General features: G+C 30.0%; 12 protein-coding genes. 9 read left to right on the forward strand and 3 right to left on the reverse strand.

Features of this window, described 5'->3' with window-relative positions:
• The first annotated feature begins 427 nt into the window (after nt 1-427).
• Both ACFFVB_RS08195 and ACFFVB_RS08200 read left to right on the forward strand, forming a co-directional pair.
• Nucleotides 428-1,363 carry a ketopantoate reductase family protein gene (locus ACFFVB_RS08195; protein ID WP_382382242.1) on the forward strand — a complete coding sequence of 312 codons (936 nt, stop codon included), beginning with the start codon at nt 428-430 and terminating at the stop codon, nt 1,361-1,363.
• Nucleotides 1,364-1,411: 48 nt separating this feature from the next.
• Nucleotides 1,412-1,975, forward strand: a complete 564-nt coding sequence (locus ACFFVB_RS08200) for a TetR/AcrR family transcriptional regulator (protein ID WP_382382243.1) — start codon at nt 1,412-1,414, stop codon at nt 1,973-1,975.
• A 152-nt stretch (nt 1,976-2,127) separates the two neighbouring features.
• On the opposite strand, the gene ACFFVB_RS08205 is transcribed toward ACFFVB_RS08200, so the two are convergent.
• The 3 genes from ACFFVB_RS08205 to ACFFVB_RS08215 all read right to left on the reverse strand — a co-directional run bounded on the left by ACFFVB_RS08205 (nt 2,128) and on the right by ACFFVB_RS08215 (nt 4,182).
• The gene (locus tag ACFFVB_RS08205; protein WP_382382244.1) at nt 2,128-3,333 is read right to left on the reverse strand and encodes a MalY/PatB family protein; all 1,206 of its coding nucleotides are present in this window, start codon (nt 3,331-3,333) and stop codon (nt 2,128-2,130) included.
• A 49-nt stretch (nt 3,334-3,382) separates the two neighbouring features.
• The gene (locus ACFFVB_RS08210; protein WP_382382245.1) at nt 3,383-3,706 is read right to left on the reverse strand and encodes a RidA family protein; all 324 of its coding nucleotides are present in this window, start codon (nt 3,704-3,706) and stop codon (nt 3,383-3,385) included.
• 173 nt (nt 3,707-3,879) lie between these two features.
• A complete protein-coding gene (locus ACFFVB_RS08215; protein ID WP_382382246.1) occupies nt 3,880-4,182 on the reverse strand; it encodes a carboxymuconolactone decarboxylase family protein in 303 nt (100 codons plus the stop codon).
• A 586-nt stretch (nt 4,183-4,768) separates the two neighbouring features.
• Here ACFFVB_RS08215 and ACFFVB_RS08220 point away from each other — a divergent pair.
• The 7 genes from ACFFVB_RS08220 (at nt 4,769) to ACFFVB_RS08250 (ending at nt 12,520) form a co-directional block, all read left to right on the forward strand.
• Nucleotides 4,769-5,752, forward strand: coding sequence for a serine hydrolase domain-containing protein (locus tag ACFFVB_RS08220; RefSeq protein ID WP_382382247.1), 984 nt, complete (start codon nt 4,769-4,771; stop codon nt 5,750-5,752).
• A gap of 150 nt (nt 5,753-5,902) precedes the next feature.
• Nucleotides 5,903-6,607 (forward strand): class I SAM-dependent methyltransferase, encoded by a 705-nt coding sequence (locus ACFFVB_RS08225; protein ID WP_382382248.1) that lies wholly within the window; start codon nt 5,903-5,905, stop codon nt 6,605-6,607.
• Between the two features lie 565 nt (nt 6,608-7,172).
• On the forward strand, nt 7,173-7,871 hold the full coding sequence (locus ACFFVB_RS08230) for a hypothetical protein (protein WP_382382249.1): 699 nt from the start codon (nt 7,173-7,175) through the stop codon (nt 7,869-7,871).
• A 231-nt stretch (nt 7,872-8,102) separates the two neighbouring features.
• Nucleotides 8,103-8,807 (forward strand): M949_RS01915 family surface polysaccharide biosynthesis protein, encoded by a 705-nt coding sequence (locus tag ACFFVB_RS08235; protein ID WP_382382250.1) that lies wholly within the window; start codon nt 8,103-8,105, stop codon nt 8,805-8,807.
• Between the two features lie 840 nt (nt 8,808-9,647).
• Nucleotides 9,648-10,853 carry a helix-turn-helix domain-containing protein gene (locus tag ACFFVB_RS08240; protein ID WP_382382251.1) on the forward strand — a complete coding sequence of 402 codons (1,206 nt, stop codon included), beginning with the start codon at nt 9,648-9,650 and terminating at the stop codon, nt 10,851-10,853.
• A 370-nt stretch (nt 10,854-11,223) separates the two neighbouring features.
• On the forward strand, nt 11,224-11,388 hold the full coding sequence (locus ACFFVB_RS08245) for a hypothetical protein (protein WP_382382252.1): 165 nt from the start codon (nt 11,224-11,226) through the stop codon (nt 11,386-11,388).
• A gap of 334 nt (nt 11,389-11,722) precedes the next feature.
• On the forward strand, nt 11,723-12,520 hold the full coding sequence (locus ACFFVB_RS08250; RefSeq protein ID WP_382382253.1) for a hypothetical protein: 798 nt from the start codon (nt 11,723-11,725) through the stop codon (nt 12,518-12,520).
• The last annotated feature ends 311 nt before the right edge of the window (nt 12,521-12,831 follow it).

The following is a 12,831-nucleotide window of genomic DNA, read 5'->3' on the forward strand; positions in this document are numbered from 1 at the left end:
TTATTCATAACAATATAGTATTTGAAAGGACTAGCTACGCGAGTTTCAACGACTTAAAATCGAGGTCTTAAAGCCTCATAGAACTGTACGAAATCTGTGTAGAAACCGAAGAATGAGGTTCATGAATACCTTTTAAAATAAATAGAAAAGAAGAAATAAAAAGAGAGGGGGTTTTCAATGTTGACGAGATCTGTAGTCTCTGCGTATAAATTAACCTTATTCCTCTCTTTTGTGCTTTCTTTTTATAGGTCTTAATTTAGTGCTTTTTATTAAAATGCTAACTTAAGCCGTATAAAAATAATTGCTAGTTCTTGCCTACTTACGAAATTCCTCGCGGACTTTCTATCTGTGATTTATTTGCTAACTTTAGTACTTAAACCACGCAACTAATCTTTTACAAACACGGTTAAGCTCAATTAAATTAAAAATGTCAAAAAAGAAAATATTAATAGCTGGAATTGGAGGTATAGGTGGATACTTTGGAGGATTACTAGCAAAAGCATACTATGATAGTAATGAGGTTGATATCTTTTTTCTTGCTAGAGGAAATAATTTAACAAAAATTCAAGAATCAGGATTACGAATTAATGACAATGAAGTTGAATCGATTGTTAAACCAAACCTAATTTCGGATAACGTAAGTGATTTTGGTATTGTTGATTATATTCTAATATGTACCAAGACCTACGACTTGAAGGAAACTGTAATACAACTATTGCCAGCTATTAATGATGACACCATAATTATACCTTTACAAAATGGAGTTGATAGTAAAGATAAGATCTCTAAGCAACTGCCTAAGAACCGTACTGCAAAGGGTTGTGTGTATCTTGTTTCAAGATTAGAAGCACCTGGATTGATTATAAAAAGAGGGCATGTTCATTCATTATTCTTTGGTATGGATACTGGAGGAAATGAAAAACTACAATTTCTTCAGAATGCGCTTTTAAAATCAAATATAAAATCTAATTTATCTAAGGACATTAATAAAATCACTTGGGAGAAGTTTATTTTTTTATCGTCTATTGCTACGGCTACAGCGTACTTTGATACAGAGATTGGTACTATTTTAAAGAGTAAAGAAAAGTCTGATTTGTTAATCAGTTTAATAAACGAGGTCACGAATTTGGCTATATCAAAGCAAATTAATATTGATAAAAATCAGGAAGAGCTAGTTATAGAGAAACTTAAATCACTTCCAGATGACGCGACCACTTCTATGCACTCCGACTTTCGAAACAGAAAAAAAAATACAGAACTGGAAAGTTTAACGGGTTATGTAGTTGCGGAAGGAAGGCAAAACAACATTAATATTGAAACATTTAACAAAATGTATCGTAAATTAAGCGTTAGGCATTATTAGACAGCAGACAGACCTGTCTTATTTTATAATGTTTTGTATATTTGCTAAGTGAAACACTCCGAAATAAAAAATAGAATCATTGAGACAGCATCATCCTTATTTTATAAGAATGGTTATAATATTACAGGAATAAATGAAATTGTTTCTGAAGCTGGTATTGCTAAATCGACACTTTATGCTCATTTTAGATCTAAAGAAGAAATCTGTATTGCCTTTCTGCGTTTCAAAGACACAAATTTTAATATAGAAATTGAAGAATTTACCGCTTCCAAACCAAAAGGAAAATCACAAATACTAGCTATTTTCGATTTTCTTGAATTATTCTACCATTCCGAAGATTTTAATGGGTGTTGGTCTATCAAAACAGTGTCAGAACTCTCAGGAGGTCATGAGAACATTAAAATTGAAATACAAAATCAAAAAAATAAGTTTCTTCAATTTATTTCTAAATTGATAACAGATAACTTAGACCATATTAAAGAAGCAGAAATTAAGTCTCTATCGCGAAAAATATATGTACTCTACGAAGGTGCAGTAGTCGAAAGTTATTTACATCAAACAAATTGGCCAATTAAGGAAGCAAAAGATTTGTGTTCTTTACTATTAAAATAAAAAATCACTTCCATAAAAACAACCTAAAATCGGACTGTAAATAATTACAGTCCGATTTAAAATATTATTTTGAACTTGGCTCTAAAGCGATTAAAAGAGTTTATAATCCTAATTAGAACATTTTCATTTTTTTTATCAAATTATAAAATCAACTATTTTTCTAAAATAGCTTCTATAACTCTACGTAAACCTTCTTCTAGTATTACTCTAGGACAAGCAAGGTTTAATCGAATATAACCATCAGCGTTAGCGACAAACATATTTCCACCTTCCAATAAAACACCAGCATTTCTTGCAAAATACAAAGTCAGGTTTTCATTATCAGAAAAATAGGCACTAACGTTTACCCAAGCTAAATAGGTTGCATCTGGAATTGTAAACTTTGTATGGGGTAAATGTGTGTCTAATTGTTCTTTTAAATACTTAAAATTAGCATCTAAATAATCTGTTAACTCCATAAGCCAAGCATGACCTTCTGAATAAGCAGCCTTAGCAGCTACAACACTCAATGGGTTTTCTACAGGTAAATAAAACTCATTGTACTTAAGTCTCAATGTATCGTTAGGAATAATGATATTCGCAAACAAATTACCTGCAAGGTTAAATGTTTTACTTGTCGCCATACACGTAATAATCTTATCCGAATTAGGAAAAAGACTTGCCAAAGGCGTAAATATTTTATCTTTACGAAGTACGTCGCAATGAATTTCATCAGAAATAATAGTCAGTCCATTTTCTAAACAAACATCTCCAAACGCAACTAATTCTTTTGTAGACCATAATCTCCCAGTTGGATTATGAGGATTACAAAAAACTGCCAAAACACATTTCTCATCGGATGCTTTCTTTTTAATATCCTCCATATCAATATGGAATTCACCATGATCTTCTTTCAAATCTGAACACACCAATTCTATGCCATTATAATCAGCTCCATGCTTAAAAAAGGCATAAGAAGGCGTAACTATTAATACTTTTTCATCTGGTTTACAGAGATAACCAATCAAATCATATAAAGCAGGAATAACACCTTTTGCGTGTACTAAATGTGCTGTATTAAACTGCCATTGATAACGATCTACACACCATTTCTGAAAACTTAACGCATAAGAAGGATCGGCTACCATAGAATATCCCAACAACGGATGTTCTAAGCGTTCTTTCATAGCATTAATAATTTCTGGAGCGATAGCAAACTCCATATCTGCCACCCACATTTTAATAAAATCTTCTTCTGAGTATTTACCACTAAGATCTTCTTCTGGATCAAAAAGATATCCTCTATACCCCTCAACAGACATAGCATTGGTTCCTTTACGTTCTAATACTTTATTAAATTGGTATTTATTAGATGGCATGATTTTAAAAATTTAAGTTGACAAAAAGTATAAAGTTATTTTAGGATTTTTAGGCTGTTATTTTTGCAGCAACTACAGACATTTCTACAAGCAATTCTGGTCTAGCCATACGCGCCTCAACACATGCGCGTGTTGGCTGATGACCTTCCGCTACCCATGCATCCCAAACTTCATTCATTGCAGCAAAATCTTTCATATCTCTTACATAAATGGTTACCGAAAGCATATGTTTTTTGTCGGAACCCGCTTTATTAAGCAATTCTTCAACCTTTTCTAATGTTGTTATCGTTTGTTCTTTGATGCCTTTAGTAGCATCTTTTGCTACTTGACCACAAAGATAAATGGTATTATTATGCTCAACAATTCTACTCATACGTGGCGTTGAATCTCTTCTAGTTATCGACATCGGTTTTTTATTATTGGTTAAAGCTTTAAACTCATAAATATAAGTTTTTTCTTGTAGGGAAACTGGTTACAACTATTTATAGATACTTAACACAAATGTCTCCCATTGGGAGACTTGCGCATTATAAATAATTACAATAATTATTTCATAAGATGAGTACCATGAACAACTGCTGCACCTGCTCTTAATATTGCTGCAATAAAAGTTGTTTCTGCTAATTCTTCTTCTGTCGCTCCTGCTTCAATTGCATGTTTCTTATGAATCTCAAGACAATAAGGACATTGCGTAGTAAGTGCTACTGCTAAAGCGATTAATTCCTTATATTTTTTAGGAATTGCGCCTTCTCCCATAGCTGCTTTATCTAATGCTTGAAAAGCTTCCATTGTAGCAGGTGCGCCTTTTCCTAAAGCTCCTAATTTATTCAATTGTTTCATGTCGTACATAATTCTTCTAATTTTAAAGTTGAATACAAACCTACAAAATCAAACAGACTGGTCTGTTTGATTTTGCGTTAAAAAAATGTTAAATAAAAAAGTAGTCGTTAAAACATTTAATTCTATAGCCTCTTATTTATTCGAGTAATACAGAAAACGTTATTACAATTATTTAAAAAGAGATGTTTAGATTAATGGACACTTATCCTTATTATGGATAGTATAAAAGATAATTTAATTACGAGGTATAAATACATTGCCGTACACAGTATAAAAATAACTGCTACATTGTGCTTAATCATTGTAAGTATCTTTGTTTGCCTACACCAGATTTGCATCGCAAAACACTATCACGCAATAAACGCCCCTCTAATAGTGTCTAACTTTTTGAAGTTATGGATATTTTATCTGATGTTTATTTGTTAAATTAGGTATTTAAAAAAGAACCTAACTATACATAATCCATCACTACAGACAAATAATATTACACACATAAGGTGTATCTTCTTATTATTGAACTTAAAAAACACAAATGATAAAATATATTACAATAGCGTTATCTCTAATATTTATAAACACCTGTTTTGCTCAAGAGATGATAACCAAAATTGATTCGATCATTAAAGTTAATTCCAATCTTAACCAAAAAATTGGCATAAGTGTTGGTTTTATAAAGAATAATGAAGAGCACTTTTTTAATTATGGAAATTTAAACCGAACAGATAGTACAAAAATCAGTCAGAATTCTATTTTTGAAATAGGGTCAATTACAAAACTTTTTACAGCCCACTTAATTGCTCGACAAGTAGAATTAGGTAAAATAGATTTAGACAACACAATAGACGATTATTTACCTCCTTTCTTTGAGTTGAATACAGGTTTACAAAACAAAATTAAGGTAAGTGATTTAGCTTCCCATCAGTCTGGATTACCTGATTTTAATTTTCAGGAACTGATGGAAGTTAATCCAAAGCAACCATTAAATGAAGTAACAAAAGAAATGGTAGATTCCGTGTTGATGAACACTTCAAACCTCAAATCATATGGTAGTTATCAATATTCAAATATATCCTATGTCCTATTAGGTTACATTTTAGAAAACATCGTTCAAGATAACTACGAGAATATTATAAAAAATAATATTCTTATCCCTCTTAATATGAGCAAAACAAAAACATTAGACTACGCGGGTAATGAGGTAACTATGGGATATAATGCTCAAGGTGAATTACAAGATTTCTTTAATTGGAATAGTGTCATTGCTCCTGCTGGACTATTGAAGTCAAATGCAACAGATATGTTAAAGTTTATCCGATTACTTTTGAAGCCCAATAATCAAGCAATTAATAATCAATTGGAAAGCACTTACTTTAAGAATACCTTTATCGAATTGGGATTGGGATTAAATATTCTGAGAGAAAATGATACTGTCGTTTTTGCTAAAACCGGTGATACATTAGGACAATCTTGTGTTCTTGCCTACAATCCAGAAAAAGAATGGGGAATTATTATTCTCACAAATCAAGCAAATAGGACTGCAAATGAAATTTTTAATCAAATATTTGATATATTAAATTAACGTTTCCTAGCAATACATATAACTTATAGACAACTAGTTATTTAATTTAAATTACGGTATATTTGCAAGTTCGTAAAAATTTAGCACGTCTATAATCCGAAAATTCTGTGCATGTTAACACTAAGTTACAAATAACAACCGCTGGAGGTAATGAAAAAAGAATACGTTTACTCCGAATATACTTATAATAGCAAAAATCTGATTGCAAGGTTTTCACATAGAAAAAGATTTTCTGTTGCGATCGAACTTGTCTTGGAAAAAGAATTTAAAAGTATTTTAGATTATGGAGCTGGGGATAATAAATTTCTAACAGAACTTAGTTTAAAAAGAGACAATCTCAATTTGTTTGCATTTGAACCAATTATGGAAATTAAATCATCCGACAACATTGAAGTTTTCAGAAAGCTCACAGAATTTAAAAATAAAAAGTTTGATGTAATTACTTGTTTTGAAACTCTTGAGCATTTCAACGAATTTACACAATCAATAATGCTGAAAGAATTTTATAATAGATTAAATAACGATGGAATAGTTATAATATCTGTGCCCATTGAAATAGGTTTCCCTTCCTTAATTAAAAATATAAGGAGAGTGACTGTTGGGAAAAACAGCTATCAAGATATAAAAAATAGTATTAAATGTTTCTTCGGAAAAGAAATCCCTGAGATTAGAAACTTAGAGGGTTTCATTGATTCTCACCTTGGCTTCAATCATAAGAAGTTTGAAAACTTAATATTAAAATATTTTCAAATAACAAAAAGAGAAACCTCTCCTTATAAAAATTTGTCAGACCAATTAAATTCACAAGTTTTTTATATTCTTGAAAAAAAGAAAATGACTTCCAACAAAGTGTAAAATATTAATGGCCACTACTCCATTTACACAAACCATTATATTTAAGTTTGCTCCCTCCTAAATAGAGACTATATAATCTTAAACATTAAGTACAAGAATAAAAAAGTAATTAGATGGTGTTCGGACCCAAATTTTAGCAGAACTTAAAATGGATAAATTCAATTATATAAGAGCAACTATACGCTGCCTATTTGAAAAAACAACTCGAAATTTTATAATAAACCAAAATTTAAATTCAAAGAGTATATAATTAGGCATTAATCAAGATCGAATATTTCATTTTACATTTTATCTCTATATTTCTAATGTGGATACTGGTGATATCTATATTATACGGATTGATTCTGTTTTTAGCGACCATAATGTACATTCAGATTTATAAAATTAGAAACGCATAAAAAACGTGCAAAAAACATTACTTATTTTAGTTCAATAATTCATGCATAACTTTGTTTGCTTATTTCTCATTTTTCTTATGGAAAAAACTCGCGCTCAAAACCACTGTAGGACATTAACACAAAAGAATACTATTACTTTTATCAAATAGTTTAGACTTATACGCATCATGGAAAATATATCTCATACACTTAATCAAATTCAATTCGTTACTAATTTTCAAGACTTTGTTTCCAATGCTTTTCATGAAAAAATTAATGCAATTTGTTGGAATCGTAAACTAGTAGGTGATTTTTCTGAGATTGTTAAAAAGTTAGAATTACATGAGAATATAGCTGAAATTCATCCGAATGACCTTCTAGAACTTCAGTTAAGTGAACAGGGTCAGCTTGCACGTGAAGTTCTTTTAAATGATTTAAAAACCCTAAAAGCTCTAGGAGCGTCGCCAACACTTAATCTGATTAACTTCTATGATAGGGATGATAGCTACCCGTTTTTTCCAACGGATGTTTATTCTTTTCATGTAGATCAATCTCCTGTACCTGTCGACACCTTTTTGTGTACTTATTATGGAGAGTCAAGTGAAATATTACCAAACTCTCAAGCCAAACAAAAAATTCTTGTTCCCGAAATACGTAATGAACTTAAAAAAATATATCATGGAACAGAGGACGGTTTTAAATCATTTTTAAGTGAAAATTTCTTCGATTTACACTATTTAGCCAAGCCTGAGGCACAACCAATAAAATTAGGTCTAGGCCATTTATACCGCTTAGCTATTGAGCACCCTCAGAGTAAAGTCCTCCCCAGTGTTCATCGCGCACCAAAGGAAAAAAACGGACAGAAAAGATTGTTGTTAATCTGTTAAAAGCAATTGAAATTTATATGATTTAAAGGACATAACACTCATAAGAAACGTTAAGGATTATTTAATATTATAAGATTGTAAAAACGTTCCACAACACCAAAAAAAATAATTGGCATTTCTTGCAAAATAAAGGCAATTACGTGTGCTGTATCGCAATCTCCTTTCCAAATTCCTCACACGCAAACACACAACTATTCTTATCCAAAAACCAATGGTAGCCATTAAAAAAAGATGAAAAAAAAATTAATATTATTATTAACCCTACTCTTTTCCCTTCTAGGGTTTGGCCAAGACTCGACAATATCTAGCAAACAGTTGAATGAACAAGAGATCGACTCTGTTTTTACGGATGTCTTAAAGACCAAGCTACAAATCAAATATTCCATTTATAGCATTTACGAGTACAACGATAAATTAGGAAAACACTTTATCGTAATGACAGAAAATGAATTTGAATGTAATGAAAAAGAACAATATTTTAACGCGATAGAGGCCTTCTGCTTTTCCTATAAAGATGGACTATATAAACTTGCCTGGAGCTTAAAAGACTTTATTTTGCCAGAAGGAAATGAAGTATCTAAAGAATATTCGATTTCTTTTTGGACTAAATATTTTGAACTGAAAGACTACAATGATGATGGCATCGTAGACCCGATAATGGTTTACGGAACCTTTGGGATGAATGGAACAAGTGATGGGAGAATAAAAATATTAGCATATCACAAGGGGATAAAAAAAGCTATTAGACATCAAAATGGAACACTTGACTTTGAAAGAAAGACTAAAGTAGACAATTTGTATTATGATCTACCAAAAGGAATACAAAATAGAGTCCATCAAATAATGGAAAGCATAACTGAAAACAATCACGGAATTTTCCCTAATAATTGGCAGCATGCAATGGAGAATAAGAAATTAAAGTTTGACGAAAATTAAAAAACATCGGATACTACGACTTGATGTTTCTCTTAACCTTCTGTTTTCAAGTAAGGAAAATAGCTTATGTGACACTGTTGATTTAAACCCTGTATTTTTTTGTAAATAATGCATTCCTAATTATCACATCAGAAATCCAAAAACAACCTGATATTTAAAAATATTTATACAAATTTTACATTCATTTTGGTAAAATTTCTTCCCGCATAATTTCACTTTCAATTAACAGGTTAAAAGCATCCAAAACGATTCTTCCATTTGTATCGTTAATTTAATATAGTGCATTTTAATCTTCTCATTTTTTTCCAGGATTTGAATAAAATTAGGTAAAAAATGCGAGTCAAAAGAGTTAGGTCTGATCGTTCAATAAATATTTGCCAATAATTTTAAAACATCATTTAAGTCTTCCAGATCAGACATGCTACAATCGATATTCTTTACGAACTGAAAATATAATGTTTCAATAATATTGCCGCACTTTTTGATTTATCATTTGTCTTAAACTTGGTCATCAAGTAAAAAACGATACATTCTTATAAAGGTGTAAATATGTCTCCCAAAGTTTTACATCTATTACAAATTTCAATTATTTATATATATAATCATGCACTAGTCGCCGAGTCATTTAACTAATTATCCGGTTTTTGGTGTCGAGTCCATTCATTCTATCGAAATATTGAATTGATTGATAAAAATTTAAAAATCTATAAAACAACATATTAACATATTCTATTAGAAAAAGGAAAAAATTAAATCAAAAAACAGCAGTTTTACTTAGACTATCATCGTTATTTTATTAAATTTAAACGACCTATTTAATTGTTCTTTAAAAAAAAGTAAATGCCTCAATATCATTTTTTAGTGAATTCTACCTTGATTTTGGTAGGAATTATTGGATTATTCGTAATATCACTCCTACTATTTTCATATAGATCTAATATATTCGTAAATATTTATTTAGTGATAATTTTCACTTTATGTTCTATTAGGACAATTACCATTGGCTTTTTTGAAATTATAGATACCCAGTCAATATTCACATCAAGATATATTTTACCAATATACATCATTGCAGTCCCCTCTTTATATCTGTACTTTAAATCCTTAATAAAAGACTATAATTACTTTAATAAAAATCAGTTCTTACATTTTTTATACCCTGTATTTATTTTAATTTTTTCCTTAGCTCAAGAACATTTCCCTACCCTAAAAAACCAGTCTATTGAAAATTCACTTTTCATTGGTTTAAATGTATTTGTGTTTGCGTATTGGTTACTATCTTTTAACATTCTATATACTAAGTTGTGGAATTTAGATGTAAGTAACTCCCTTGAAAAAAGACATTATCTAGTTATTAAAAATTGGACACAATTTATTTTTATCATTTCTTCATTTTTATTTATAAGAATTTTATTTTCAATCTATTATGAAAAAAATTCTAATGAATTATTTAGAGCAGAACACTATTCTGCCTTAGTGATTATCCCATGGTTTCTAATTTATGGCAAAATTCTGATTCATCCTGAAATTCTATATGGTTATCCAGATATGAAGAAAAGAGACATAGATGCAGAAAACCAAATAAACATTAATGATCATGTTTGGATATTTAATTCAATAGATGTTATAAACCTTAAGGACCACAAAGACGATAATAATGTGGAGGAAAAAGCATTATCTTATGTGTCTAATATTGAATATTTTGTTAATAAAAAACATCCCTTTAGAAATCCTAATTTCTCAATGAATGATTTTGTAAAAGCAATAAATATACCTAAAAGTCATTTATGCTATATCTTTAAATATCATGCGATAGTTACTTTTGAAGAATATATAAATTATTGTAGAATAAAAGACGCGCTAAGACTTATTGAAGAAGGATATTTCGATAATATAACAGTGGAAGAATTATCAAAAAAAGTAGGTTTTAACTCGTGTAATTTGTTTTTAATCGCTTTCAGAAAACAAACAAAACTAGAACCAAAGGACTTTCTAAATGGACAAAACACTTTTTCTCTTCAAAATGCTGATTCCTATTGTGTTTAATTATGGATTGCTATCCAAAACCGAACGATCCTTTTCAATAATTAGAAATAGAAGAAGCCAATAACTCACAAAAAATACCACACTGCGTATTGCAAAACAAGTATGTTGTAGAGGAATCGTAAAAATAGAGATTCTAAAAAAGTATCAAACCGAATTAAATGAATTATGGGAAAAAGGAAGGCGTTTTGGGTTTGTTCCTATTAATGAAAATGAAGTGTATTGGTGCGTGCTTGCGAATTATAAAACGGACTATAAAGCAGAATTATCTGATGTTAATTTAAAAGAATTATTATCTGATTTTAGTCCGATAGTAAAAAAGATAATTTCAGAAACTGAGTAAAGCAGTATCATTTTCAATGACATTGTGGACTTGAAACCAATTCCAAGTTGGTATTATAAAAACATTTGCTTAATCGGAGATGCGACGCATGCTACAACTCCAAATTTAGGACAAGGTGCTTGTCAAGTTATTGAAAGCGCTTATATAATAACAGAGTGTTTGGCCCATGAAAAGAACATACCATTAGCATTCTAAAAACTTGAAAAAACAAGAAAAAAGAATGCTAAAAACATTGTAAACATAAGTTGGTCTGTTGGGAAAACAGTGCATTTGGAAAATCTATTTCTACTATATTCATGAAATAATATAATGAGAGTAATACCTAAAAAAATCACTAATAAACAATCGCCTTCCATTTATAAATTAAACAATTGAAAGCAAACTACAGAGCACAAAGTTTAAAAACAATAACGGCTTTAGTCACAACTATAAAGTGGTATCTTTATGCTAAGTTTAGGGATAACGTAAAAGGTTTCAGCCATTAAACACCCTACAATTCTTATATTAGCTGTTGGTAAAAAGTTAAAAAATGACTTGGAAAAAATTCAGAATTTTCAGAAAAACAGATGAACAGAGCTTTAATTGTGAATCTAAAATATCGAAATTCGAGAAAATCAAAGTTTTTAAAAGCTTGCCAAAAGAGGAATGGAAACCAGCTTTCAATGCACTTAATGAAATAATTGGCGCAAACCTGAAAGAATACGGGTTTAAAAAGAAAGGCAGAAAACATTATCGACTAACAAATGATTTATTGGAAATTATAGACGTCGATAATCGTGGAAGTTGGTCTGGAACGAAAGACACTATTGAAATCCGAATTGGATTAGTACCATACTGTTGGGAAGGGCTTACAAAAGAATATTATTTAGTTGGTTCGAAAAAAATTGAAGAAATCGACAAAACCATTAGAAAACACTTTAGAATATCGCAAGAATACTTATTATTAGCCGATTACCTATCTGAAAGAATTATTAGGAACGTTCTACCCTATTTTGAAAAATACAATTCGACAAAAAAAATAACAAATCAACCCTATATTTTTCCATATCAAGCTTCACATTTGACATTTGATACTTATAACGGTCATTTATTAATTCTGTTCGCAGAAATTAAACAGCATAAAGTAAATAAATCAATTGAGATTCTTGATAAATTAATTGAAGTCAGCATGCGTTTCGAGAATGAATTGGAATTAAAAAAGTGGACAAAAATTAAAACGCTGATAGAAAATAATGATTGGAATTCAATAGATAAAATTTTAACCAAAAATGAACTTATCGAATTGAACAAACTCAAGATTAAGCCACTTACTAACAAAGTAACATGATAAAAAACTATTAAGAATGCATTAACCTTTTACCACAGCCCCTCTACTCACGTCATCATGTATTAACTATAATTTTTAGATAGCAAAAGCTGGTTCTCCGCTTTCCTTTGGCTGCAATTCACGGTATCTTTTTTAAGCGAGCTAATACATCTTGACAGACTTCCTTCACTAATATCACACACTAAGAGAATCACAAAAAACACAATTAATTTATACAACGACATACCATTTCATTTATCTTTAGATTATTAAGCATTAAATATGGCATATTAATTATTAGCGTAAATTCAATTTTAACCTTTAGCCATACT

This window comes from Formosa undariae (genome assembly GCF_042427615.1).
Lineage (GTDB): Bacteria > Bacteroidota > Bacteroidia > Flavobacteriales > Flavobacteriaceae > Formosa > Formosa undariae.